Consider the following 23,071-nt stretch of genomic DNA (forward strand, 5'->3'; position numbering starts at 1 on the left):
CCATCTCACGCCTCTGCGTACGCAGGGGCTTTTCGTTTTCGGCTCCCCACACCCATAGCCGCGAGCTGGGAGTGCAGCGGACGCCGACCTATTCGCTCTGACCTGATAGGTCAGCTTTTCATGATGGAGTTGCGATGGATCCTACTGACCTCGGCCCAGGCACAGCTACCTGGCTGGGCGGTACCGGAACCGTGTTGCTGGCCGGCTTCCTTTGGCTGCGTAAATTCCTCTCGAAGGATGCTGCTGACAGGGCGATGGATAACGCCGACATTTTCACGCTTCGCCGGCTGAATGAGGTGCTGGACTCCGAGCGTGTTGCGCGGAAGGAAGCTGAAGCCCGCGCTGACCAGTTCGCCAAAGAGCGCAACGAACTCGCCGCAGCAGTAGGGCGGATGGAGGGGAAGATCGAAGCCCTCACCAGCCAAGTCGCGCAGCTCACCGCAACGGTTACCTCGCAGAGTGAAGAGATCGCCCGCCTGCGTACCAAGCTGGGAGGCATCAACTGATGGACAGATGCGCTATGGAATTCATTGCTCGCCGCTGGTGGCGTCGGGCAGAGGTATGGGTGATCGCCGCGCTGCTGCTCGCCGGCGGGCTGATCCTCGGCTACCAGGCTGGCGTGTGGTCAGCCAGCAGTGAGCACACCAAGCAGCTCGCCGAAGTGCGCCGCGCTTATGACGCTGCACTGGGTAAGCGTGACGTCCGGCTGAATAGCCTCGCCGAGAAGACACAAGACGCCGCGGTGAAGGTGCAAGAGGCCTCGCATTCAGTCGTCCAAGCCGCTGACACCGCAAGCAAGGCAGCAGAAAAGGTCAACGAAGCCGTAGAACGGCAGGCCCCATGAGCGCCTTGATTAAGTTGGTCCCGGCATGGGTCTGGGTGGTGCTGGCAGCGCTCGCAGCCGCCGGTTACCTATCGGTGCGTCTGGATAGCGTGAAAGACGATCGGGCAGCCATCACCGCCGAGCGCGACACCGCCACTGCCCGCGTGGACTCGCTCACCAACACGCTCCGCATTCAGCGCGAGATCACCAATGACATCAACCGAGTCTCCGACGATGCGAAAGCCAAGACTGAGCATGTATCGGCTGCCGTCGTTGTTGCTGATAACCGGGCTCGCAGCCTGCAGCAGCAAATCACCGACCTCCTCGCCAAGCGACAGTCCTGTGCTGCCGAGGTTGCCAGCGGAAGCCAGGCAAGAACCGACCTTACCGTTCTGCTCGCCGACCTGCGTAGAAGCGCTGACGAAGAAGCGGGAAGAATGGCAGAAGCGCTTGATCGAAGCCGAATAGCTGGCTTTGCGTGTGAGGCCGCATACGCCGCAGCACAGAAGAGCAAGTAGGTCGCGACACGTTTCGCAAGAGTGCAAATTGTGTCGCGCCACTATAACGATCAACCGCCATCAGCAAAGCAAGGGCTCAGGATGGTCAATACAGCTTCACGAATTGCTCATGACTGGCTGAAATGGCGTCCTTCACCTAGATCGGTTTGAAGATATGGTGCATTCAGCCGCTCACATTCTTCATCAGCCGTTGCTCGAGAGCTGTACTCGGTGCTCAGCCTGCATTTTTCTTCATTGTCATAGATATTGAAGCCTATCGGTTCGGTTGAGCAGAACACACGTTTGCCGCAACGCCATGATTCTTTTTCTTTAGGGATTGCAGGGACAACAACGAATCTGAACATCTTGGGCTCCCCTTATCGCCACTGTGGTTAATTCTTTAGGGATAGTGGGCAATATTCAGTCGTTCAAGTGCACTTCGTCGTTTTCCAACAGAATCCGAACACTAGTAATCACTTGTTGATTTACATCAACTACTGACGAGCCAATTGATTACCGGTCGCTTTTGGAACGTTGATTGGCACCGAGAGGGTCGCTCCCATGAATAGGCCGGTACCTCCCGCGGCATTGCTCGAGCTGTCTGAGTTGTCCAGCTTCGGCACTCGTCTGATCCCTGCGCCTGAGGTGTGGGAGTGGCTCCAAACCGAAATCCTCGCCGACACCGGCAGCATCCACAACCCAGACCACGCCCATCTAATCGATGCGGACTTGAGAGTCATGTGGGCGTCTGCTGCTTTCACGAAGAAGGGGCGCACAGTGTTCGGTCAGGCCGAACAGGTAGCGTTCCGCGCCGGTGGTTGGCAGAAAGCCCGAATGGAACAGCAGATGCTGGATTGGTTCGGAGACGTGCCGGCTTTCATCATCACCTTGGCTGCGGATTACTGCGCCCAGTGTTCCGACGCTGACTTCTGCGCGCTGGTGGAGCACGAGTTATTTCACATCGCTCAGGCCAAGGATCAGTACGGCGCACCCAAGTTCACCCAGGAAGGATTGCCCAAGCTTGAGATGCGCGGACACGACGTTGAAGAGTTCGTCGGTGTGGTGCGTCGGTACGGGGCGAGCCCTCAAGTGCAAGAGCTGGTGGACGCTGCAAACAATCCTGCCGAGGTGGGGAAAATGAACATTGCGAGGGCTTGTGGAACCTGTCTGCTCAAGTCGGCTTGATCCTTGACAGCCCTTGACGGAAACCAAATCTATGGCAGCCCTGAAAGACGAGGTGAAGGCCTTTATTGTTCAGGCTCTGGCCTGCTTCGACACTCCCAGTCAGGTCTGCCAGGCCGTCAAGGATCAATACGGCATCGAGGTATCCCGCCAGCTATGCGAGCGATACGACCCAACGAAGTATTCCGGCCGGGACCTTGGCCAAAAGTGGAAGACGTTTTTCGAGGAGTGCCGAAAGCGATTTCGTGAAGAGACGATCGACATCCCGATCGCTAATCGGGCGTACCGTCTTCGCGCGCTTGGACGCATGGCCGAGAAGGCCGAGAACATGAAGAACATGGCGCTGACTGCCCAATTGCTGGAGCAGGCAGCCAAAGAAGTGGGCGACGTATACGTGAATCGCCGCCTTGAACCTGAGAAACCTCTGGGCTCCCATGCGGACCAGCAGCACGCCGTTGCTGAGTACACCCTGGAGCCTGATGAGCATGTCCCCGCTACCCCGTACCTATGACCCGCCGGTAAAGCTGACGCCGAAGCAGGCGAACATTTACTGCTGGGGCTTCCAGCCTCAGGCGCGCTTCCGCGATGCGGTGTGTGGCCGTCGGTTCGGCAAGACTTTCTTGGGCAAAGCTGAGATGCGCCGAGCTGCGCGGCTGGCGGCTGAGTGGGGCGTGAGCGTCGAGGACGAGATCTGGTACGGCGCGCCGACGTTCAAGCAGGCCAAGCGAGTGTTCTGGCGACGGCTGAAGCAGGCGATCCCCGAAGCCTGGCGCGCACACCGGCCAAACGAAACGGAATGTTCGATCACGCTCAAGTCTGGACATGTGATGCGCGTGGTGGGGCTCGACAACTACGACAACTTGCGCGGCTCCGGTCTGTTCTTCGTCTTGGTGGATGAATGGGCGGATTGCCCGTGGGAAGCATGGGAAGAAGTCCTCCGCCCGATGCTTTCGACTTGCCAATACTCGATACCGGGCATCGGCATGCGGAAGGGCGGTCACGCGTTACGTATCGGGACGCCCAAAGGGTTCAACCACTGCTACGACACGTTTCAAGACGGCCGGCCGGGACATGAGCCTGATCACAAGAGCTGGCTATACACCTCGCTTGATGGCGGCAACGTGCCGGCTGAAGAGCTTGAGGCTGCCCGCCGCAAGATGGACCCCCGGACATTCCGGCAAGAGTACGAAGCGAGCTTTGAAAACTACCAGGGCGTCGTCTACTACACGTTCAATCGTGAGACGAACCGGACCAGCGAGACGATCAAGCGCGGCGAGGCATTGCACATCGGCATGGACTTCAACGTCATGAAGATGGCGGCAGTCGTGCATGTCATTCGCGATGACCTGCCACTGGCGCTCAGCGAGTTTTCAGATGTGCGGGACACGCCTGAGATGATCGAGAAGATCAAGCTCCGCTTTCCTGACCACAGCATTGCGATCTACCCGGACGCCAGCGGCCAGAACACAAGCAGCAAGAGCGCAAGCGAATCTGACCTGTCACTGCTGAAAAAGGCTGGATTTACCGTAGTGGTGGATTCGACCAATCCCGCTGTGAAGGACCGGGTCAACGCCATGTGCGCGATGTTCGCGAATACCTACGGCGAGCATCGATATCTGGTCAACGTCGACCAGTGTCCGAAATACACGCAGTGCCTGGAGCGCCAGATTTACACGGACAAGGGCGAGCCCGACAAGAAGGCCGGCTATGACCACTTGGTGGATGCCCCAGGCTACTTCATTGCCAAGCGGTACCCGATCAAAACACGCACAGGCGGAATACGCCGAATTGGAGGCTTGGCCTGATGCCAGTGCAATCGACAAATCCCGACTACGACGCGCACATCGCCGAATGGGAGATGATGGACGACGCGCTTGAGGGTGAGTGCGCCGTCAAGCGCAACGAGCGCAACCTGCCCAAGCCGAGCGGCATGGTCGAAGCTGAGAAGCTCGACGGTGCGGGCAACAAGTACCTCTACGAGAACTACACGAACCGAGCTCAGTACGAACACTGGGTGCGTGACTCGCTGCGTTCGATGATGGGCCTAGTTTCGCGACTGATCCCGGAGATTGAGCTGCCCGCCGGCCTGAAGGGGATCGAGGATAACGCCACCTCTGACGGCTTCGGCCTGAAGCAACTGTTCTTCCGCATGGTGCGGCAGGCTATTTCACACGGCCGGGTGCCGCTGGTGGTGAACATAGATGAGCGCGGCGAACCGTACTTCTCGACGTACGCCACTCGCAACGCCATCAACTGGGACACGGCTGATCAAGGCGGCCGCCAAGACCTGGTTCTTTCGGTGTTCCGGGAGTTCCGCAAGAAGGGTGGCGACCGCTACAGCCATGACTGCGACATGGTGTTTCGTGAGTTCTTCATGCAAGGCGAGACCTGTTACACCGCTGTACGGAACGAAGGTGGCCAGATCGTCGAGGAGGAGAAACCCCTGGGTACCACTGGCACCGACAACCGACTGGTCAAAGGCCTGTCCTACCTACCGGTGATCTATTGCGGCTCGACCGACAACTCCCCGGAAGTGGACGAGGTGCCGCTGCTCACAATGGCGCGCGCCGCGTTGAAGTCCTACCAGCTGAGCGCTGACTACTTCACTGCGCTACACCAGACCAGCCATCCGCAACCATGGGTGTCTGGCCTTGATGATTCTGTAGAGCTGAGCGTGACCGGACCATCTGCAGCATGGGACCTCGGTCCAGCCGGCCAATGTGGCTACTTGGAGTTCCAGGGCGCCGGAATTGAAGCCGTTCGCAAGGCGATGGATGACCAGAAGAACGCCGCGCTTGAAGCCGGCGCCAAGGTCATGGACGTCGGCGGTACCGAGTCGGGTGAGGCACGCAAAACACGCCAGAACGACCAGCACGCCACGTTGCACAGCATTGTCGTCACGGTGGCAGAGGCAGTGGAGCAGGGTCTGCGGTATGCGGCTGAGTGGAAGGGCTATGACCCCAAGCAGGTCAAGTTCAAGGTGAGCCCTGAGTTTGTGACCCCAGTGGCCGATGCCCAGGTGCTTGCCGAGCTGCTCAAGGGCGTGATGGCTGGCACGATCAGCGCCGACACCTACTGGCAGTACCTCACCACCGGCAAACTGCCGGATCGCCCATACGAAGATGAAGCCGACCTGATCAGCGATGAGCGCGAGTCGGTCGGCATCAACCTGGATAAAGACGATGCCATCGACAAACCTGGCGCAGGCGGACAGCCAACTGCTCGAGCAGACGACGCGCCACTCGGTAATGCTGGAGCGGCTTAAAGCCGGCGAGGTTAAGAAGTTCGAGAAGTACCTTCGCCAGATCGACACGCTTGTGCGGGTGCAGTTGACCCGCAAGGAGCTGACCACCTACAGCCGGGACCGCCTTGAGCAGTTCCTGGCCCGTGTGGACGGCAAGCTGCTGGATATCTACAAGGCCTACGGCGACCTGGTGCAGGCCGATCTGGTCGATATCGCGCTGTACGAGTCGACCTTTGAGGCCAACAGCCTGAGCAATGCGCTGTCCATCGATGCGGTGGTGCCGAGCAACACAGTGATCCGCGCGGCGGTGTTTTCCTATCCGCTACAGGTGAAAGGCATCGACGGCGGCAAGCTGCTGAAGAGTTTCGTCAGTGGCTGGACGCGCACGGAGACGATGCGCGTGACGAACACCATCAGGCTTGGCTTCGGCCAGGGTCAAACGAACGCTCAGATCATTCAGGCGATTCGCGGAACCGCGGCGCAGAACTTCACGGACGGGATCCTCGCGGTGAGCAATCGCAACGCTGCTGCTGTGGTGCAGACGGCAATCCAGCACGTGGCCACGACGGCGCGAATGGAGACCCTGAAAGCCAACAGCGACGTGGTGCTGGGCTACCGCTGGGTGTCGACGCTCGATCGCAAGACCTCGCAGCAGTGCAAGGGCCTTGACGGTATGCGCTTCGATTTGGGCAAGGGTCCGTTGCCGCCGGCACACATTAACTGCCGGTCAACTACGGTGCCGACCACCAGGCTTTCGGAGACCTTTGCCAAGGACGCCACGCGCGCTTCGGTGGGAGGCAATGGCGGTGCGCAGGTCGATGCGAGGCTGAACTATTACGAGTGGCTGGCAACGCAGCCGGCGAGCTTTCAGGATCATGCGCTCGGGCCTGTGCGCGCCAGGTTGTTCCGCGATGGGGGTCTGACGCCGGAGAAGTTCGCCAAGCTGCAGCTCGACAAGTCGTTCAAGCCTCTGACCCTTGCTCAACTCAAGGATCTTGAGCCTGACATGTTCAGTCGGGCAGGCGTTACACTCGGCGCTCAATCAGGCTGAGCGCACCTATGCTTGTCATTGTCGAGGATGGAACAGGGAGACCAGACGCCAACAGCTTTGTGCCGTTGGAGAAACTGGTCTTCTACCGAAATTATTACGGCTTCCCGCTCCCTGCTACCGAGAACGAGCAAAGGGCTCTGCTGTTGCGCGCTGCCGCCACCATGAACTCCATGGAATGGAAGGGGCGCAAGACGCGAGATACGCAGGCGATGGCTTGGCCCAGGCGCCAGTGCAAGCTCGGAATGGAAATTCTTTCGGAAACGTTTGTCCCGTTCGAAATTGAATGGGGTCAGCTCAGGCTGGCAGTAGAACTTTATGCTGCGGATAACGGGTTCGGCATCCCTGAGCCTGCCTTCGGCACCGAGAAAGACGGAGAGCGCGTGACGTTGCTCCGGAGCAATCCAGGAGCGATGCTTCGGCCTCCACCGTATGCGCCGAGCAGGACTCAGTTCGCCGATTACCTGGTCATGCGCGGACTCTCGATAGTCCGGTAAAACAAATAATTCACACCAAGCCGCCCAATGGGCGGTTTTTTTATGCCCGTCAGGCGGGCCAACCAATCCCCAGGGGATACCCATGCCATTCGAATTTGACCCGGCCGCTGCTGGCCTCACCCTCGACGCAACTCAAACCGCGGCCCTCCAGGAGGCGCTGGGCGGAAAGGTTCAGGAGTATCTGGACAAGGAAGTAAACGGGCTCAAGTCCAAGAATCAGGAATTGCTGGGCTCCAACCGGACCATCAAGACCGAGTTGGACAAGCTGAAGGGTCAGTTTGAAGGCCTGGATATCGACGCGGTGAAAGGCTTGCTCGCCAAGGTCGGTCAGGACGAAGAAACGAAGTTGATCGCCGAGGGCAAGCTCGACGAGGTTATCAACCGCCGCACCGAGCGCCTGCGCACCGACTCCGAGAAGCAAATCAAGGCCGCCAACGAGCGCGCCGACAAGGCTGAAGCATTCGCTGCCAAGTACAGCGACAAGGTGCTGGCCGACTCCATCCGCGCTGCTGCCATCAAGGCCGGCGCGCTCCCCGAGGCCGCCGAGGACATCATCCTGCGCGCCCGGGGCACTTTCAAACTCAGTGAAGACGGCGAGGCGATTGCCACCGACCGTGACGGCGAGGTCGTTTACGGAAAAGACGGGAAAACCCCGCTGTCACCGCTTGAATGGGCGGAATCGCTGCGTGAAACAGCAACACACCTGTGGCCAAGGGCTCAGGGTGCCGGTCCGACCGGCGATCAAGGTGGCAAGGCCACGAAAAAATGGGGCGAGTACACGGAAACCGAGCGCGCTGCGATCGCCCGCGATAACCCCGAGCTGTTCAAGAAAATCCAGGCCACCAAAGGAACCTAATTCATGGCAACTACCCAACTGACCGACATTTTCGTCGGTGACTACTACGCCTCGCTGGAGCCGGTAAATAGCCCGGAAAAAACCGCTGTCTACGAGTCGGGCATCGTGACCCGCTCGCCCGTTCTGGACGCAATTGCTTCCGGCAGCCAAGGCACCGCCGAGATCAGCTATTGGCAGGATCTCAACGCTGATGAAGCACCGAACATCAGTAATGATGACCCGAACGACCAAGGCGAAGTCGGCAAGGTTACTCAGGACAGCATGCGTGCTCGCGTCCTGTACCTCAACAAAGGTTATGGCGTGGCCGACCTGACCGCCGAACTCGCAAACAGCGAGCCTCAGCAGCAGATCCGCAACCGCTTCGGCACCTACTGGACTCGCCAGTGGCAGCGTTACGCTCTCGGTGCAGCGCGCGGCATCATCGCCTCGAACATTGCCAACAACGGCGGTGACATGGTGATCGACGCAGGCGCGGCCATCAGCGCGAACGCGTTTCAGGATGCCGCTTTCACCGCTGGCGATGCGGCCGATCAGTTCGGCGCGATCGGCGTGCACTCGGTGGTGATGAACCAGATGGTCAAGCAGGATCTCATCGAGTATCTGCGCGACTCCGACGGCAAGATCATCCTGGCCACTTACCTGGGTAAGCCGGTGTTCATGGACGATGGCTTGGTTTACGGCGCCGGCAAGTACCTGTCGGTGTTCTTCGGTCAAGGCGCGTTCGGCTACGGCGAAGGCACGCCGAAGGTGCCGGTGGAGATCGAGCGCAAGCCGGGCGGCGGTAATGGCGGCGGTGCAGAGGTGCTGTGGGAACGGAAGACCTACATCCTCCAGCCTGCTGGCTTCAGCTGGAAAGGCTCCGAAGCTCAGAACCTCAGCCCGACCGCGACTCAGTATGCAGCTGCTGCGAACTGGGAGCGCGTGTTCAGCCGCAAGCAGGTCCCATTCGCCGCCGTCATCAGCGGTACCACCATGCCGTAATCCGGCCTTCACTTACCCTGGCGTCCGCGAGGGCGCCGGGCTGCATTGAGGTGACTCATGAAAGTTATCTACACGAACAAACCAGGCAAAGAGCGCGGCGTTTGCTACCGCCTGCTGAGCGAATTCTTTGGCGTCATTGGCACTGCCACTGAGGTGGTCATCGAGGGTGATGCGCCTGAAATTTACGATGCATACGAAGCGGCCGGCATCAAAGTTTCGGACGGCAAAGAGCCAGAAAATGCCGAAACCGACCCTCTGAAAATGAAGGTCCCCGAGCTGAAAGACTGGCTGACGGCGAAGGGCATCGCCTTCGACCCAGCTGCCAAGAAAGAAGACCTGCAGGCTCTGGTGCCAGCCGAATAAGGACAAACACATGACCGACTTCATCACCGTTGCCGACGTTGATGCCTCGCTGGGTCCTGGCTGGGCCGGTGCCGGTGATCCGGTCCTTGCTGTGACCATGGCAAACGCCTGGCTCACGGCCAAGATCAAGCGGGCTGTTCCCGATCCGGTTCCGGACGAGATTAAAACAGCCGGCGCCCAGGTCGCCAAAGAGGCGGCGGCAGGCAAGCTGTACACAGCAACGCAGAAGGAAGTGCAGAGCAAGACTGTCTCGGCTCAGTCCGGCACTTCGGTGAGCAAAACCTACGTAGCCGGATCTACCGATCAGTCGGCGGGTGTGAACTTCGCCTTGGCGCTACTGGAGCCTTGGATCAAGCGCTCCGGCGTGATGATGCTGAAAAGGATCTGATAATGAGTATGCGCGAAGAGATTCAGGCCGAAATGGCTGAGGCGTTCGACGATCCTGACGGCCTCGCTGACGCGGTCCAGCCGGTGACCGGTGTGCGTAAGGTCGCGGGCGATTATGACCCCGACCTGGGCGGCGAGACGCCGGAGACCACCATCACTTACATGGGGCGCGGCGTCTTGGGCAGCTACCTGTCCAAGGAAATCGACGGCTCACTGATCCAAACCACCGACAAAAAGCTTCTGGTGCTGCAAAACGAACTGTTCGTGTCAGAGGGCGGCGTGCCGACGGCGGTACTTGCAGCGCCGGTCATTGGCGACACGATCAACGGGTTGCGGGTGATGAACGTGTCCGCCGATCCTGCAGATGCAACGTGGACGGCACAGCTGAGGAAATGATGTGGCGAGCAAATATGCGAGCATGAACGGAAGCTTCGCCGAGAGCATCCGCGACTTCGCCGAGCGAGCGAAGGACGGAATCGACGCAACCATCCGCGAGATTGTGATCGAGATCGGCAGCAGCGTTATCCGCATGTCACCGGTGGGAAATCCTGAAATCTGGGCCGCGAACGTTGCCCACCGCCAGACCAACACCCGCGCAGCCGACGACTACGACTTCAAGGTCGCAGTGCGCAACACGATCATCAACCTCAACGAATCGAACTTCACGAAGGCCGGCAAGCTCCGGCGGGGCGTTAAGTATGCCAAGCCTCTGACGAAGACCGAGCGCGACCAGAATTTCAATGTGAATGGCCTGGTGGCAGGCATGGATTACGTCGGCGGGCGGTTTCGTGGGAACTGGCAGCTTTCCATTGGCGCGCCGGCGGAGGGCACGCTCGATCAAGTGGATCCCGCAGGCAGCGTGACCTTGGCCAAATTGCGCCTTCAAGTCCAGGCACTCACCGCGGGCGAGACGGCCTACATCGTGAATAACCTGCCATATGCGGTGCCTCTAGAGTACGGCCACTCCAAGCAGGCACCGGGCGGCATGGTGCGCGTCACCCTGGCCCGTTTTCAGCAGATCGTCGACGAAGCCACAAGGAACAACCGGGTATGAGTCACGCCATTATTGCCTCCATCTACGAGGCCAAGCTCATTGCCTGGAGCAAGGCCCGGTCGGAGCCGATCAAGGTTGTGTTCGAAAACGTCCAATACGACCCGGCCGACGGCGAAACCTATCTGCGGGCGTTCTTGCTGCCGGGCGATACCGCGAGCAGCACGCTCGCCGGCGACCACCGCGCATTCATCGGCGTCTACCAGGTCAACATTGTGGCGCCGGCCGGCACCGGCAAGGCGAAGACCAACCCGCTTGTGGCTGAGTTGACCACGCTGTTCCCGCTTTATGCGCGAGACACAAAGGCAGGCCTCACCGTCGTTACGATGTCGCCAGTTGATGCCGGCCCCGGGATACCTGATCCACCTACATACACTGTACCGGTGTCGTTCGAGTATCGAGCTGACATCGCCACTTGAATACGCCCGTTGGGCATACCCCGAAACCCGCCTCTGTGCGGGTTTTGTCATTTCTGAAAGAGGAAACACCCATGGCCGGCATCCAAATGCCCAACGGCGCCACGTTCGAGATCGCTGCCACTTACGGCCCGGCGATCCCATTTACTGCTTTGACCAACGCCAACCCAGCCGTAGCCACCGCAGCAGCGCATGGTATGGCTGAAGGCGACGTTATCGCGGTCAACTCGGGCTGGACCCGTCTCGAAGGGCGGGGCGTACGAGTCGGCGAGATCGCGAGCGGCACTTTCGCGCTGGAAAATGTGAATACCGTCAACGTCCAGCAGTATCCGGCCGGCTCGGGCATTGGCTCGGTACGAGAGGTGACTGGTTTCACTGAGATCTCGCAGATCACCGAGCTGAACTCCAGCGGCGGCGATCAGCAGTTTCTGACCTTTGGCTTCCTGGCCGACGATGATGATCGCCAGATGCCAACCACCAAAAATCCGATCACGCTGACCATCACCGTTGCCGATGATCCTTCCAAGCCCTACGTGGAAGTTTGCGAAGCTGCAGACGACGACAAGCAGGCGCGCTTACTCCGACTCAACCTTCCTGGCGGCAGCAGCATCATCTACAACGGCTACGTGTCGATCACCTCGACGCCGACCATGTCCCGCAACAACCTGATGACCCGTGTTATCAGCATCGCGTTGACCGGTCGCCCAACTCGCTACGCGGCAACGGTGTAAGCCATGGCCAAATTCAAGTTGATTCAGAAGCCGACCTTCAAAGCGCCGGTGATGATCCAGCGGGCGGGCTATGGCGCCGAAAAGGTGGAGTTCGAGTTCAAGTACCTGGATCGCACCGCGCTTGCCGAGCTGTACACCACCTGGAACGAGCGGCACGACGAGCTGAGCAAGCTGGTCGGCGACATGGATCTCAAGGCTTTCACCGCCGCCCAGATCGCCCTGCAAGCAGACCAGTTGCTGGATGTGGTGGTCGGCTGGGACATTGAAGAGGAATTCACGCCTGAAAACGTGCGCATCCTCGTCAATTCGATCAACTCGGCGCCTAAGGCAGTCTTGAACGCCTACGCCGAAGCCTTCAGCGAAGCCCGCCTGGGAAACTCCTAAGCGCCTCCCGCGCCCTGTATGAGCCTGGGCCATCAGATGCAGACCTGATGGCCTTCGGCTTATCGCGCCAGGACATTCCCGACAAGGAAGTCGACATCTGGCCGGACAACTGGGAGGCCTTCAAAGTCTTCGAGGCCATGAGCACCCAGTGGCGCACAGGCGCGTGCGGCGCGACAGGGATGGACTACAGCGTTCTATCCGGTGTGATTCGGATGTGTGGCGTACCGATCAGCCAGCGACAAACCATTTTCAGCGACTTCCGGCGGATGGAGGCTGAAGCCCTGCAGGTGATGGCGGAACAGAGAGAAACCAAATGAGCACCAATTTCGCTTCCCTGGGTATTGCGGTCGAGTCGTCGCAGGCTGCAAAGGCCGCTGACGATCTGGATAAGCTCGTCGATTCGGCAGAGGGCGCCCAGAAGGCCATTGATGACCTGGGAAAAACTGGCGAAGGCTTGGCCAACACCGGTAAAAGGGTTTCCCAGGCAGAAGCGGACGTCGCGCAAAGCATCGATAAGTCCACGGCAGCCAGGGATCGTCAAGCCGGAGCGAGTCGCAAGGCAACCGAAAGCGCGGTCGCGGAAATCTCCGTCATCAGTCAACTCGACAAGGCGATGACGGGCAATATCTCGAGCATGGAGTCGCTGATCCAGGCCGAGGGTTTACTGGAGCGCGCCCGCAAGGGCGGCTTGGTCACCATCGAGGAGCAGGCCAAGTACCAGGACCAACTGGGTAAGGCCTACGACAAGATTGAAAAGGCGGAAGCCAAAGAGCTGGCCCAGAAGCAAAAGCTGATTGAGGCTGAGAATCGCCAGATTGAGGCGCTGAAGCGCACCGTCAACGGTATTGATCCAGTGACCGCCAAGTTGGCGAAGCTGGAGGCTCAGGAGAAAGCGCTAAACGACCTGCACAAAGCTGGGCAGGTCGATGCCGAGCGCTATAACGAAGCCCTGGCCAAAATCGGCAAGGACCGAGCGGGCCTGACTGAGGCCGCGGGTGCATTCGACAAGCTAAAGCTCGGCACGCGCCAAGCTCAAGAAAACGTCATGCAGCTCGCCAATGCCATTCAGGCAGGCGATCTGGGCAGTGGTGCGCGCGCAATCGCTCAGCTGGGCGCTGGCGCCGGTGAATCAGCGAAAAGTCTCGCAGGTATGTTGATCCCGGCTGGCCTTTTGGTCGCTGTAATCGGCAGTCTGGGGTACGCGTACTTCGATGCAATGAAACAGGCGCGCGAGTTCAATGCCGCTATCAATGGCGGTACGAACGGCGCGGGGCAGACCATCGCCAGCCTGAAGGACATGGCCGACGGCGCTGGGCGCGTCACCGGCAACCTGTCCGGCGCCCGCGAGGCAGTTATTTCGCTTGCATCCGGAGCAGCTACCAGCGGCACGCAAATGCGTAATCTGGCTGAAGCCGCAGCGGCCGTGAGCGAAGTAACTGGCCAAGGCGCTGCCGAACTCGCCAAGTCTTTCGCCACCGCTGGCGACACGGCAACAGAAGCCGCAGGCAAGATCAGCAGTCAGTATGGGTTGCTGACGCTCGAGCAGTATCAGGTTATCAAAGCACTTGATGATCAGGGCGAGAGCCAACGTGCGCTTGATGTTCTCAGCGAAGATGTCAATCAGGCCGCACTTAAGCGATTGGAAGCCTATCGCGCGTCACTGTCAGATGTTGAGCGCGACTGGGACAAAATTAAATCAGCCATCAAAGGCGCGTACGCCGAGGTCCGTTCGGAAATATTCCCGGACTTGGCCAAGCAGATCGAGATCACTCAGCGCATTCTGGATACCCGCAAGGGTGGCGGAGTAGCGGGCGCAATCTCCAACGGTCTCAGCTCTCTGAACACGGCGCTGGGCCTGGGCACTGGCGTGCATGACGACTCAACCGAAGCTTTGGAGAAAAAGCTCGCCGGCCTCAAAGCCAGAATGTCGGCAAGCACCGAATTGGCAATCGCCACCGGTGAGAACACAGATGCCAATCAGAAGGCTATCGAAGTTCAGAAAGCGCTCGATGCGCAGCTTGATGACATTAATCCGCTAAATAAGCGCAAGGCCGCGCTGGATAAGCTCAACCAGCAGTTTAAAACCCTCTACGAGGATGCGGAGAAAACAGGACAGAAGTCGCCGTTGCTTGATGGCGTATTTTACGACGGTAGCAAGTTCTCTGGGGGCGCCTACGACACGCTGAAGAAAGGGCTTGAAGATAAAAACAAAGATCCGAAATCGGCAGCTTCTCAAGTCGACCTGACAGGCTTCAATGACGCCAAAAACGCCTTGGCCGCCATCAGCGCTGACTATAAAAACGCTCAGAAGGAACTAGAGGCGGCGCAAAAGGCCGGGCTTGTTTCTCAAGCCGACTATGCCATGAAGCGCGAAGCGTTGATTGGCAACGAGCGTGACGAAGTGAGCAGCGCGTACGAGGCTGAGATTGCTGCGCTGGAAACCGCGAAGGCGAAAAAGACCACGACTGCGGCGCAGAGCATCCAGCTCGACCAAAAGATCGCTGACGCGCGCGCCGGCATGGTCAAAGCGCAAAAAGACGCTGACAGTCAGTTAGAAGTGCTGCGCCTCAATGAAGAGGAAAGGGTCAAGAAGCAGACCTACACGATGGACCAATATGTCCAGGCGCTGAATCAGCAGCAGCGGGCGCTGGAGCTTGCAGGAAAGCGAGCGGTCTTAGGTGTCGGTCAAGGCGATCGGCAAAACGCCCTGAATGGCGAACTGAACAGCCAGCAGGATCGGTTTGCACAGCAAGCATTGGAATTGGCTAATCAGAAGTCCGACCCATCTCGGAAGATGTCCGAAGAAGAGTTTGCACGCAAATCGCAGGCGCTCGCTGATGCGAACAAAGCCGCAACCGATCAGATCCGGCAGAACTACGCCGATGTCGAGAAAGCTCAGGGGGACTGGACCAAGGGCGCGACGTCGGCCTGGGCCAATTACCTAGACTCGGCGAGCAACATCGCCGGCCAGACAAAGACCTTGTTCGGCAACGCATTCAGCTCGATGGAAGACGCAGTCGTCAACTTCGCCATGACCGGGAAGCTGTCGTTTGCTGACTTCACCAAGTCGATTCTGGCGGACATGGCGCGGATCGCGACCCGGCAGGCCAGTTCGACGCTGCTGAGCAGTCTGGTTGGTGCGGCCACCAGTTACTTCACTGGCGGAGGCGGTGGTAACGGGCTGGCGGCTGGATCTGCCGGTGCGACATCTTCGAATCTGGGCGCGTCCTCGGCAGGTTACTCCAGCACCTACTTCCCGCAGGCGCTCGGTGGTGCCTGGTCGTCGGGCGTCCAGATGTTCGCCAATGGCGCCGCGTTCACCAACTCCGTCGTTAGCAAGCCGACATCGTTCGGGATGGCTGGCGGGCAGACCGGCGTAATGGGTGAGGCAGGGCCAGAGGCAATCATGCCGCTGACCCGCACCGCTGGTGGCCAACTGGGAGTTCGGGCAATTGGCGGCGGTGGGAGTGGGGGCGGCAACGTCTACAACTTCCCCGTCGCGGTGTCGGTGCAAACCCAAGGCGCTGGCGGCGCGGCCAGCACAGAAGACACGACGCAGCTTGGCAAAGGCATTCAGCAGGCGGCGAAAGCCGAAGCTGAAACCGCGATCGCCCGAGCGCTGCAACCCGGCGGATCAATCTGGAAACTCACGAACGGGAGGGGCTGATGGCCATCGAGACATTCACCTGGCCGACTCAGCACGGTGACTCGCCCGAGATTTCCTATCGGGTACGCACCTCGCAGTTTGGCGGCGGCTACAAACAGGAAGTTGGCGACGGGCCGAACAACAAGGAGGACGCGTATCCGATCACCTACAGCGGCCCTCAAGCAAAGGTGCTGGAGATCATGGCGTTCCTTGATCGGCACGCCGGCGCGAAAGCCTTCCTTTGGACGACTCCCTTGGGCCAGCTTGGCCTGTTCACCTGCAAGAACCCCGTGCCCACTCCGGTGGGCGGCGGCGTTTTCAAACTTACCGCCACGTTCGAGCGGGCATTTCATCCATAAGGAGCAACCATGCCGCTGATCAGTGACATCCAGGTGCTTGAGCCTGGCAGCGAAGTGCTGCTCTTTGAATTAGACGGCACGGACTATGGCGCGGACGTTCTGCGCTTCCACGGGCACGCGATACCGCACACACCGGCCGAGTTGATTGCCGCCGGCGCCGATGCCGACCAGTTGCCGGCGAAGGCGATCTACTGGCAGGGAAACGAGTACAGCGCCTGGCCGATGCAGATCGACGGCATCGAGGCGAACGGCGATGGCACTGCGGTTCGACCGACATTGTCGGTTGGCAACGTAAACGGGCGTATCACCGCGCTCTGTCTGGCGTTCGAGGACTTGCTCGAGTTCAAGCTGACGATGCGGCACACGCTCGGCAGTTACCTCGACGAGGCGAACTTCCCGGCCGGCAACCCAGCTGCCGATCCTACCCAAGAGACGATTGAGGTCTGGTACATCGACCAGAAGACGAACGAGGACGGGGAGACGGTCAGCTGGGAGTTGGCCAGCCCGGGCGACGTCGGCAACGAGTCAATCGGACGGCAAGCCACAACGCTGTGCCACTGGTGCCTCACCGGTGGCTATCGCGGGCCGAACTGTGGCTACACCGGCCCTTACGTCACGAAGGACGGTGTCATTACCGACAACCCAGAACTGGACGAATGCGACGCCACGCTGGGCAGGGGCTGTATCCCGCGCTTCGGCGAGGGCAATCCGCTGCCGTTCGGTGGCTTCCCCGCTGTATCCCTTATCGCAAGGAGCTGACATGCGAAAGCACATCTTGAACGCGATTCAGGCGCACGCGGCGGCCGAGTACCCGAAAGAGTGCTGCGGGCTGCTGCTTGCGATCGGACGCAAGCAGCAATACTTCCCCTGCATCAATGTATCGACCGAGCCGAACGAAGAGTTTCGCATCGACCCCGAGCACTACGCGGCGGCCGAAGATGTCGGCGAAGTGATCGGCGTGGTGCATTCGCATCCGGACGCAACCAGCAGGCCGTCACCGCGCGACCTCGCCATGTGTGAAGCGACGGCGATGCCCTGGCACATTCTGAGCTGGCCGGAAGGCGACCTGCGCACCATTGTTCCGACCGGCGAAGTGCCGCTGCTTAAGCGGCCGTTCGTGCACGGTGCCTGGGACTGCTGGCAGGTTTGCGCAGACTGGTACAAGCGCGAGTGGGGATTGGAGTTTGAAGCCTTCAAGCGCGCCGATGGCTGGTGGGAAAGCAAGGACAACACCAGCCTGTACGAGGCGAACTACGAAGCCGCCGGCTTCTACCGAGTCGACCAGCCGCAACGCGGCGACATGATAGTGATGGAAGTGGGGCGCACGGTTTACCCGAACCACGCCGGCATTTTTCTCGGCGCTGATCCAGCTCTGCCGGGCGAAGATGCCGCCACGTTTGGCCCCGGGCCTTTCCTGCTGCACCACCTGTACGGCAGGCCTTCAGAGGTCATTGTCTTCGGTGGGCCTTGGCTCGATCGCACACGTCTAATCCTCAGGCATAAATTCTATCAACAAACCGCGTATTACTAAGCTTCATGGATGGTATTAACCTTACACCCAGCTTTGGCGATGCGTGTTAATGGTGGTAGATTGCTGCGATCAATTTAGGGAGATGAATATGGTGGAAATAGGACTGGGGATAGTTTTTATCTTCTTGATGATCGCCACTTACTTTTTGCCGTCATTCAATGCTTTCAGTCGAAAGCACCCGGACAGATGGCCTATTTTTATGCTGGATCTTTTTCTCGGCTGGACCCTCATTGGATGGGTCGTCTCCCTCGTTTGGTCTGTCTCCTCAATAACGTCTCCGGGCAAGCCCCGGGTTCAATTTCACGCTGAAGACGATAAGTATCAGAAGCTCGAAAAAATCGGTAGCCTGAAGGAAAAAGGCCTCCTCACGGAAAGTGAATTTGAGGCTGAGAAAGCCAAACTTCTGCAAAGCTAAAAGAAAAAACTCGATCCATTTGTTACCTTCGGTGAGTTAGATAGCGGGGAATAAACATGCGAATTGCGATGGGAGCACTCGCGGTAGCGCTGTTGGCGGGGTGTTCATCGCCGTCTGACTTGGTGGCGTCAGGGCCGTCAGTAAGCGTGTCTTCCGCGAAAGCTCCGAAGGCGCTGGCGCTGTGTGTCTTTCCTGTGTGGCAGGACCACAACTCGAACGCAAGCATGAGCGAAACAGCCAATGGCTACAGAATCGTTAGCGGATTTGCTCAACAGACGGATGATGTACTCGATATAACAGCAGCCCCAAAGGGCTCCGTCGCCAAGCTTTATCAGCGAGTTGCATGGTCACAAATTGGAAGGGGCGATTTAAGAGAATCGCTCCAGAAATGCAAATAATCTGAAGCCGCCGCAAGGCGGTTTTTTTATGGGTGGACAAAAAGTGGCAGCGTACCCGCATTCATCCGGCATGACAGTCATTAAGCTCTCAGGCTCTCTCGCAAAAAGGTTCGGCAGAACCCACCTGAAACAGATCGATTCAGGCTCAAGCCGTGAAGCTTTCAAATCATTGGGCTGCACGATCGAAGGGTTCGAATCGGAAATAAAGCGACTGTCCAGCCTGGGCATGCGCTTTGCGGTCTTCAGAAACCGCGTAAATGTTGGCGAGCCGGATTTGGATCTTGGCGGCACTCGGGAAATTAGGATCGTGCCAGTCGTTGAGGGCAGCAAGCGTGCAGGCGTTTTGCAGACTGTCGTGGGTGTCGTTTTGCTTGCGATATCCTACGCGCTTCCATTTACGGCGCCATACCTGACCCCGGCCGGGATTGGTCTTATCGCCGGCGGCGTCATCCAAATGCTCAGTCCGCAAGCCTCTGGACTGAAGCAAAGCGCATCCCCCGAAAACTCCCCGTCCTACGCCTTCGGCAGCGCCAAGAACACCACGGCCAGCGGCAACCCGGTACCGATCTGCATCGGTGAACGCCGGTGGGGCGGGATGATCATATCGGCCTCGATCCTGGCTGAAGACAAAGCGTAATCAAGACAGCAGCACAACGACCGCCCGCGAGGCGGTTTTTTTATGCCTGGAGGAAAGCATGGGCGCAGCAGCACAGATCGATATCCACGGCGAGAAGGGCGGCAGCAGCAAGCCGAAGTCGCCGACCGAAGCCAGCGACAGCCTGCGCTCGACCAACCTGGCCAAGCTGCTGATCGCCGTGGGCGAGGGTGAGTTCGACAGTGTCCCGACCGATTACGACATCTACCTGGACAACACTCCGATCCGTGATGCCAGCGGCAACTACAACTTCCCGAACGTGAAGTGGGACTGGCGCCCGGGCTCGGTGGATCAGACGTACATCCCGGGCATTCCGTCCGTGGAGAACGAGACGTCGCTGAACGTTGAGCTGCGCAGCGATTCGCCGTGGGTGCGCTCCATCACCAACACCCAGCTTTCCGCCGTGCGCATGCGTTTGGCCTGGCCGGCGCTGCAACGGTCCGATGATCAGGGCAACGTCGGCGGCTACCGCATCGAGTACGCGATCGACGTGGCCACCGACGGCGGTGCCTATCAGCAGGTGCTGGTGGACGCCGTCGACGGCAAGACAACCACGCGCTACGAACGCTCCCGCCGCATCGACTTGCCGGACGCCACGACCGGCTGGCAGATCCGCGTGCGCCGCCTGACGTCGAACCAGAACACCAACAAGATCGCCGACACCATGCTGGTGGCCGGTTACACAGAGGTCATCGACGCCAAGCTGCGCTACCCGAACACTGCGCTGCTCTACATCGAATTCGACGCTGAGCAGTTCACCAACATTCCGGCCGTCACCGTGAAGTGCAAGGCGCGCCGCTGGATGGTGCCGAGCAACTACGACCCGATCCTGCGCACCTACACCGGGACGTGGGACGGTTCGATGAAATCGGCCTGGACCAATAACCCGGCGTGGATCACCTACGGCATCTGCACCGAAGACCGCTTCGGCCTGGGCAAGCGCATCAAGCCGTTCATGGTCGATAAGTGGGAGCTGTACCGGATCGCCCAATACTGCGATCAGTTGGTGCCGAACGGGCTGGGCGGCCAGGAACCGCGCTTCCTTTGCGACATGAACTTGCAAGGCAAGGCTGATGCCTGGTCGCTGCTTCGCGATATCTCGGCAATTTACCGGGGCATGACGTACTGGGCGCAGGGCCAGCTGGTGATGCAGGCCGACATGCCGCGCGCGCAGGATTTCGACTACGTGTTCACCCGGTCGAACGTGATCGACGGCAAGTTCTCATATGGCAGTGCATCTGCGAAGACCCGTTACACCCGGGCGCTGGTCAGCTACGACAACCCGGCGAACAACTACGACACCGACGTCATCCCGTTCGCCGATCTGGATCTGCAGCGCCGCTATGGCGACCGGCCGACTGAGCTGAGCGCCATTGGTTGCACGCGTGCCTCCGAGGCCCAGCGCCGTGGCAAGTGGGCGATCCTCAGCAACAACCAAGACCGCACCGTCTCGTTCAAGACCGGTATGGAGGGCGTGATCCCGCTGCCCGGACACATCATCCCAGTGGCGGATTCGCTGCTGGCTGGTCGCGAAGTCGGCGGCCGTATCTCGGCGGTGGCGGGGCGGGTTATCACGCTCGATCGCGACACCCAGGCCAAGGCCGGCGACCGGCTGATCATCAACCTCCCGGGCGGCCGCGCCGAAGGTCGGACCGTGCAGAGCGTCAACGGCCGCGCCGTGACTGTCACGGTGGCTTACAGCGAGCCGCCGGTTGTGCAGTTGCAGTGGGCACTCGATGCCGATGATCTGGCTATTCCGCTGTATCGCGTACTGCGCACCAAGCGCACCACCGAAGGCGACTACGAAATCAGCGCGCTTCAGTTCGAGCCGAGCAAGTTCGCTTTCATCGACACCGGCGCACGCCTGGAAGAGCGCCCGATCAGCGTGATCCCCATCACCGTTGTTCCGGCGCCGGCGAGCGTTTCGCTGTCGTCGACTTCGTCGGTGGTGCAGGGCTTGGCCGTGGCCACCATGACAATCACTTGGCCTGCCGTGGATGGCGCTGTCGGCTATGACGTCGAATGGCGCAAGGACAGCGGCAACTGGATCAAGTTACAGCGCACCGGCATGACCAACGTGGACGTGGTCGGAATCTATGCGGGTGCCTACGTTGCCCGGGTTCGCGCGGTAAGCGCGTTCGACATCACGTCGCCGTGGCGCAACTCGATCCTGACCAACCTCAGCGGTAAGCAAGGGCTGCCACCGGCTCTCGCTTTCCTGACCGCTACGCCGCTGCTGTTTGGCATCTATCTCAAGTGGGGTTTCCCAGCTGGTGCCGAGGACAGCCAGCGCACGGAAATCTGGTACGGGCCTACGACTGATCTGGAAGCTGCGACCAAGCTGACAGACCTCGCCTATCCGCAGAGTGATTTCTCCATGCTTGGCCTGCGCGCTGGTGTGACCTTCTATTTCTGGGGCCGCATCGTAGACAAGATCGGCAACATCGGACCGTGGTATCCGATCGGGCTTGGCGTGCAGGGGCAATCCAGTTCCGACGCAGCAGCCATTCTCGAGATGATCGCGGGCGAGATCGGCCGAACCGAGCTGGGGCAAGACATCCTCGATGAGATCGACAAGATCCCGGGGCTTCAAGAGCAGATCGACGCGCTCGACGGGCTGAAAGGCTACGATCCTGAAGCCACCTACGAGGAGTACGAACTGGTGGTGCAGGGCAAGCGTATCTATCAGGCCACCGGCCCGGTCCCGCTCAACATGCCGCCGCCGAACCCGCTCTACTGGCTCGATGTTGGGCAGACGGTGCAAACGGCGAACGGCCTCGCCCAGCAAGTGGCAACCAACACCGCCGATATTACCGAGATCGACGGTGTGGTCACCGCTCAAGCCACTGCATTCGAAGCCCTTCGCGCCTCTTACCGTGACGATGACGGCGCTGGCGATCTCGCGGACGCGATCAAAAGCTATACCAGCACGGCGGCGATCGCTTCCGAATCGAAGGTTCGCGCCTCCCAAAACGAGGCAATGGCGAGCCGTGTAACGACCTTCGACGCGAAAATCGGCGAGAACGCGGCGAACATCACCGAGCTTGAGCAGGTGGTGGCCACGAACGAATCGGCGACCGCGACGAAGATCGACCAGTTGAATGTTTCCGTCGGGGAGAACTCGGCAGCGATTCAACAAACCTCGACCGCCTATGCGGACACCGCTGGCAAGCTGAGCACGATGTGGTCGGTGAAGATGCAGGTCACGGCGAATGGGCAGTACGTTGCGGCCGGTATCGGTCTCGGCATCGAGAACACCGGTGCCGGCTTGCAGAGCCAGTTCTTGGTCAGTGCCGACCGCTTCGCCATCGTCAACACCATCGCCGGCGGCGCCGTCGCGGTGCCGTTTGCGGTGCAGGGCGGACAGGTGTTCATGAACTCGGCGTTCATTCAGGACGCCTCGATCGGAAACGCCAAGATCGGGTTCTTCATCCAGTCGGACAACTACATCGCCGGCGTTCAGGGATGGCGTATCGACAAGGCCGGCAACTTCGAGTTGAACAGCCCGCTGGGCGGTGGTGCTCGCCAGGTCATCAACAACAACGGCGGCAAGGTGTTCGATGAGAACGGCGTGAAGCGCTACCAGTGGGGGAATCTGAACGCATGA

At 59.7% G+C, this 23,071-nt stretch carries 27 protein-coding genes; 26 read left to right on the forward strand and 1 reads right to left on the reverse strand.

From position 1 onward, the window contains the following. Nucleotides 1–134 precede the first annotated feature (134 nt). The 3 genes from PSH90_RS12235 to PSH90_RS12245 are packed head-to-tail and all read left to right on the forward strand — an operon-like array spanning nucleotide 135 to nucleotide 1,341. Complete coding sequence (locus tag PSH90_RS12235) at nucleotides 135–506, forward strand: chemotaxis protein (RefSeq protein ID WP_305382926.1); 372 nt, start codon at nucleotides 135–137, stop codon at nucleotides 504–506. Continuing rightward, nucleotides 506–844, forward strand: coding sequence for a hypothetical protein (locus PSH90_RS12240; RefSeq protein WP_305382928.1), 339 nt, complete (start codon nucleotides 506–508; stop codon nucleotides 842–844). The genes PSH90_RS12235 and PSH90_RS12240 overlap by 1 nt, the downstream gene beginning before the upstream one ends. Beyond that, nucleotides 841–1,341 carry a DUF2514 family protein gene (locus PSH90_RS12245; protein ID WP_305382930.1) on the forward strand — a complete coding sequence of 167 codons (501 nt, stop codon included), beginning with the start codon at nucleotides 841–843 and terminating at the stop codon, nucleotides 1,339–1,341. Before PSH90_RS12240 ends, PSH90_RS12245 begins: the two co-directional genes overlap by 4 nt. 107 nt (nucleotides 1,342–1,448) lie before the next feature. Here the strand turns inward: PSH90_RS12245 and PSH90_RS12250 are convergent, their stop codons facing one another. Next, complete coding sequence (locus tag PSH90_RS12250; RefSeq protein WP_280074953.1) at nucleotides 1,449–1,685, reverse strand: hypothetical protein; 237 nt, start codon at nucleotides 1,683–1,685, stop codon at nucleotides 1,449–1,451. A gap of 196 nt (nucleotides 1,686–1,881) precedes the next feature. On the opposite strand from PSH90_RS12250, the gene PSH90_RS12255 reads away from it, so the two are divergent. The 23 genes from PSH90_RS12255 (at nucleotide 1,882) to PSH90_RS12365 (ending at nucleotide 23,071) form a co-directional block, all read left to right on the forward strand. Next, complete coding sequence (locus tag PSH90_RS12255) at nucleotides 1,882–2,505, forward strand: putative metallopeptidase (RefSeq protein ID WP_305382931.1); 624 nt, start codon at nucleotides 1,882–1,884, stop codon at nucleotides 2,503–2,505. 31 nt (nucleotides 2,506–2,536) lie between these two features. Next, complete coding sequence (locus tag PSH90_RS12260) at nucleotides 2,537–3,013, forward strand: DUF2280 domain-containing protein (RefSeq protein WP_305382932.1); 477 nt, start codon at nucleotides 2,537–2,539, stop codon at nucleotides 3,011–3,013. Continuing rightward, nucleotides 2,988–4,307, forward strand: coding sequence for a terminase (locus PSH90_RS12265; RefSeq protein ID WP_305382934.1), 1,320 nt, complete (start codon nucleotides 2,988–2,990; stop codon nucleotides 4,305–4,307). The genes PSH90_RS12260 and PSH90_RS12265 overlap by 26 nt, the downstream gene beginning before the upstream one ends. Next, the gene (locus tag PSH90_RS12270; protein WP_305382935.1) at nucleotides 4,307–5,767 is read left to right on the forward strand and encodes a DUF4055 domain-containing protein; all 1,461 of its coding nucleotides are present in this window, start codon (nucleotides 4,307–4,309) and stop codon (nucleotides 5,765–5,767) included. The genes PSH90_RS12265 and PSH90_RS12270 overlap by 1 nt, the downstream gene beginning before the upstream one ends. After that, complete coding sequence (locus tag PSH90_RS12275) at nucleotides 5,685–6,797, forward strand: minor capsid protein (protein ID WP_305382936.1); 1,113 nt, start codon at nucleotides 5,685–5,687, stop codon at nucleotides 6,795–6,797. Before PSH90_RS12270 ends, PSH90_RS12275 begins: the two co-directional genes overlap by 83 nt. Before the next feature lie 8 nt (nucleotides 6,798–6,805). Beyond that, nucleotides 6,806–7,291 carry a DnaT-like ssDNA-binding protein gene (locus PSH90_RS12280; protein WP_305382938.1) on the forward strand — a complete coding sequence of 162 codons (486 nt, stop codon included), beginning with the start codon at nucleotides 6,806–6,808 and terminating at the stop codon, nucleotides 7,289–7,291. An 82-nt stretch (nucleotides 7,292–7,373) separates the two neighbouring features. After that, nucleotides 7,374–8,147, forward strand: a complete 774-nt coding sequence (locus PSH90_RS12285) for a hypothetical protein (RefSeq protein WP_305382939.1) — start codon at nucleotides 7,374–7,376, stop codon at nucleotides 8,145–8,147. A gap of 3 nt (nucleotides 8,148–8,150) precedes the next feature. Then, nucleotides 8,151–9,128: a major capsid protein gene (locus PSH90_RS12290; protein WP_305382941.1), complete on the forward strand. Its 978-nt coding sequence runs from the start codon at nucleotides 8,151–8,153 to the stop codon at nucleotides 9,126–9,128. 57 nt (nucleotides 9,129–9,185) lie between these two features. Continuing rightward, complete coding sequence (locus PSH90_RS12295) at nucleotides 9,186–9,491, forward strand: HeH/LEM domain-containing protein (protein WP_305382944.1); 306 nt, start codon at nucleotides 9,186–9,188, stop codon at nucleotides 9,489–9,491. A 10-nt stretch (nucleotides 9,492–9,501) separates the two neighbouring features. Continuing rightward, on the forward strand, nucleotides 9,502–9,879 hold the full coding sequence (locus PSH90_RS12300) for a hypothetical protein (RefSeq protein ID WP_305382945.1): 378 nt from the start codon (nucleotides 9,502–9,504) through the stop codon (nucleotides 9,877–9,879). Nucleotides 9,880–9,881: 2 nt separating this feature from the next. Further along, nucleotides 9,882–10,274 carry a hypothetical protein gene (locus tag PSH90_RS12305; RefSeq protein WP_305382946.1) on the forward strand — a complete coding sequence of 131 codons (393 nt, stop codon included), beginning with the start codon at nucleotides 9,882–9,884 and terminating at the stop codon, nucleotides 10,272–10,274. Between the two features lie 22 nt (nucleotides 10,275–10,296). Further along, nucleotides 10,297–10,932, forward strand: a complete 636-nt coding sequence (locus tag PSH90_RS12310) for a hypothetical protein (protein WP_305383128.1) — start codon at nucleotides 10,297–10,299, stop codon at nucleotides 10,930–10,932. Continuing rightward, nucleotides 10,929–11,348 carry a phage tail terminator-like protein gene (locus PSH90_RS12315; protein WP_305382947.1) on the forward strand — a complete coding sequence of 140 codons (420 nt, stop codon included), beginning with the start codon at nucleotides 10,929–10,931 and terminating at the stop codon, nucleotides 11,346–11,348. The genes PSH90_RS12310 and PSH90_RS12315 overlap by 4 nt, the downstream gene beginning before the upstream one ends. Nucleotides 11,349–11,419: 71 nt before the next feature. Beyond that, nucleotides 11,420–12,076 carry a phage tail protein gene (locus PSH90_RS12320; RefSeq protein ID WP_305382948.1) on the forward strand — a complete coding sequence of 219 codons (657 nt, stop codon included), beginning with the start codon at nucleotides 11,420–11,422 and terminating at the stop codon, nucleotides 12,074–12,076. Between the two features lie 3 nt (nucleotides 12,077–12,079). Then, a complete protein-coding gene (locus PSH90_RS12325) occupies nucleotides 12,080–12,460 on the forward strand; it encodes a phage tail assembly chaperone (protein WP_305382949.1) in 381 nt (126 codons plus the stop codon). A 47-nt stretch (nucleotides 12,461–12,507) separates the two neighbouring features. Then, on the forward strand, nucleotides 12,508–12,777 hold the full coding sequence (locus PSH90_RS12330; RefSeq protein ID WP_305382950.1) for a DUF1799 domain-containing protein: 270 nt from the start codon (nucleotides 12,508–12,510) through the stop codon (nucleotides 12,775–12,777). Then, entirely contained in the window at nucleotides 12,774–16,127 is a 3,354-nt protein-coding gene (locus PSH90_RS12335; RefSeq protein WP_305382952.1) for a phage tail tape measure protein, read from the forward strand. Before PSH90_RS12330 ends, PSH90_RS12335 begins: the two co-directional genes overlap by 4 nt. Continuing rightward, the gene (locus tag PSH90_RS12340) at nucleotides 16,127–16,465 is read left to right on the forward strand and encodes a phage tail protein (RefSeq protein ID WP_305382954.1); all 339 of its coding nucleotides are present in this window, start codon (nucleotides 16,127–16,129) and stop codon (nucleotides 16,463–16,465) included. The genes PSH90_RS12335 and PSH90_RS12340 overlap by 1 nt, the downstream gene beginning before the upstream one ends. Before the next feature lie 9 nt (nucleotides 16,466–16,474). Further along, nucleotides 16,475–17,224: a phage minor tail protein L gene (locus tag PSH90_RS12345; RefSeq protein ID WP_305382956.1), complete on the forward strand. Its 750-nt coding sequence runs from the start codon at nucleotides 16,475–16,477 to the stop codon at nucleotides 17,222–17,224. A gap of 1 nt (nucleotide 17,225) precedes the next feature. Next, complete coding sequence (locus PSH90_RS12350) at nucleotides 17,226–17,996, forward strand: C40 family peptidase (protein WP_305382957.1); 771 nt, start codon at nucleotides 17,226–17,228, stop codon at nucleotides 17,994–17,996. Nucleotides 17,997–18,084: 88 nt separating this feature from the next. Then, a complete protein-coding gene (locus tag PSH90_RS12355; RefSeq protein ID WP_305382959.1) occupies nucleotides 18,085–18,411 on the forward strand; it encodes a superinfection immunity protein in 327 nt (108 codons plus the stop codon). A 426-nt stretch (nucleotides 18,412–18,837) separates the two neighbouring features. Next, a complete protein-coding gene (locus PSH90_RS12360) occupies nucleotides 18,838–19,446 on the forward strand; it encodes a tail assembly protein (RefSeq protein ID WP_130927906.1) in 609 nt (202 codons plus the stop codon). A gap of 58 nt (nucleotides 19,447–19,504) precedes the next feature. After that, nucleotides 19,505–23,071: a phage tail protein gene (locus tag PSH90_RS12365; protein WP_305382960.1), complete on the forward strand. Its 3,567-nt coding sequence runs from the start codon at nucleotides 19,505–19,507 to the stop codon at nucleotides 23,069–23,071.

The sequence above is a fragment of the Pseudomonas sp. FP1762 genome, assembly GCF_030687105.1.
Classification (GTDB): Bacteria; Pseudomonadota; Gammaproteobacteria; order Pseudomonadales; family Pseudomonadaceae; genus Aquipseudomonas; species Aquipseudomonas siliginis.

Bases quoted from the DNA above. Each gene is read 5' to 3' on its own strand.
- PSH90_RS12235 (WP_305382926.1), top strand. From the start codon at position 135: ATGGATCCTACTGACCTCGGCCCAGGCACAGCTACCTGGCTGGGCGGT.
- PSH90_RS12240 (WP_305382928.1), top strand. From the start codon at position 506: ATGGACAGATGCGCTATGGAATTCATTGCTCGCCGCTGGTGGCGTCGG.
- PSH90_RS12245 (WP_305382930.1), top strand. From the start codon at position 841: ATGAGCGCCTTGATTAAGTTGGTCCCGGCATGGGTCTGGGTGGTGCTG.
- PSH90_RS12250 (WP_280074953.1), bottom strand. From the start codon at position 1,685: ATGTTCAGATTCGTTGTTGTCCCTGCAATCCCTAAAGAAAAAGAATCA.
- PSH90_RS12255 (WP_305382931.1), top strand. From the start codon at position 1,882: ATGAATAGGCCGGTACCTCCCGCGGCATTGCTCGAGCTGTCTGAGTTG.
- PSH90_RS12260 (WP_305382932.1), top strand. From the start codon at position 2,537: ATGGCAGCCCTGAAAGACGAGGTGAAGGCCTTTATTGTTCAGGCTCTG.
- PSH90_RS12265 (WP_305382934.1), top strand. From the start codon at position 2,988: ATGTCCCCGCTACCCCGTACCTATGACCCGCCGGTAAAGCTGACGCCG.
- PSH90_RS12270 (WP_305382935.1), top strand. From the start codon at position 4,307: ATGCCAGTGCAATCGACAAATCCCGACTACGACGCGCACATCGCCGAA.
- PSH90_RS12275 (WP_305382936.1), top strand. From the start codon at position 5,685: ATGCCATCGACAAACCTGGCGCAGGCGGACAGCCAACTGCTCGAGCAG.
- PSH90_RS12280 (WP_305382938.1), top strand. From the start codon at position 6,806: ATGCTTGTCATTGTCGAGGATGGAACAGGGAGACCAGACGCCAACAGC.
- PSH90_RS12285 (WP_305382939.1), top strand. From the start codon at position 7,374: ATGCCATTCGAATTTGACCCGGCCGCTGCTGGCCTCACCCTCGACGCA.
- PSH90_RS12290 (WP_305382941.1), top strand. From the start codon at position 8,151: ATGGCAACTACCCAACTGACCGACATTTTCGTCGGTGACTACTACGCC.
- PSH90_RS12295 (WP_305382944.1), top strand. From the start codon at position 9,186: ATGAAAGTTATCTACACGAACAAACCAGGCAAAGAGCGCGGCGTTTGC.
- PSH90_RS12300 (WP_305382945.1), top strand. From the start codon at position 9,502: ATGACCGACTTCATCACCGTTGCCGACGTTGATGCCTCGCTGGGTCCT.
- PSH90_RS12305 (WP_305382946.1), top strand. From the start codon at position 9,882: ATGAGTATGCGCGAAGAGATTCAGGCCGAAATGGCTGAGGCGTTCGAC.
- PSH90_RS12310 (WP_305383128.1), top strand. From the start codon at position 10,297: ATGAACGGAAGCTTCGCCGAGAGCATCCGCGACTTCGCCGAGCGAGCG.
- PSH90_RS12315 (WP_305382947.1), top strand. From the start codon at position 10,929: ATGAGTCACGCCATTATTGCCTCCATCTACGAGGCCAAGCTCATTGCC.
- PSH90_RS12320 (WP_305382948.1), top strand. From the start codon at position 11,420: ATGGCCGGCATCCAAATGCCCAACGGCGCCACGTTCGAGATCGCTGCC.
- PSH90_RS12325 (WP_305382949.1), top strand. From the start codon at position 12,080: ATGGCCAAATTCAAGTTGATTCAGAAGCCGACCTTCAAAGCGCCGGTG.
- PSH90_RS12330 (WP_305382950.1), top strand. From the start codon at position 12,508: ATGGCCTTCGGCTTATCGCGCCAGGACATTCCCGACAAGGAAGTCGAC.
- PSH90_RS12335 (WP_305382952.1), top strand. From the start codon at position 12,774: ATGAGCACCAATTTCGCTTCCCTGGGTATTGCGGTCGAGTCGTCGCAG.
- PSH90_RS12340 (WP_305382954.1), top strand. From the start codon at position 16,127: ATGGCCATCGAGACATTCACCTGGCCGACTCAGCACGGTGACTCGCCC.
- PSH90_RS12345 (WP_305382956.1), top strand. From the start codon at position 16,475: ATGCCGCTGATCAGTGACATCCAGGTGCTTGAGCCTGGCAGCGAAGTG.
- PSH90_RS12350 (WP_305382957.1), top strand. From the start codon at position 17,226: ATGCGAAAGCACATCTTGAACGCGATTCAGGCGCACGCGGCGGCCGAG.
- PSH90_RS12355 (WP_305382959.1), top strand. From the start codon at position 18,085: ATGGTGGAAATAGGACTGGGGATAGTTTTTATCTTCTTGATGATCGCC.
- PSH90_RS12360 (WP_130927906.1), top strand. From the start codon at position 18,838: ATGGGTGGACAAAAAGTGGCAGCGTACCCGCATTCATCCGGCATGACA.
- PSH90_RS12365 (WP_305382960.1), top strand. From the start codon at position 19,505: ATGGGCGCAGCAGCACAGATCGATATCCACGGCGAGAAGGGCGGCAGC.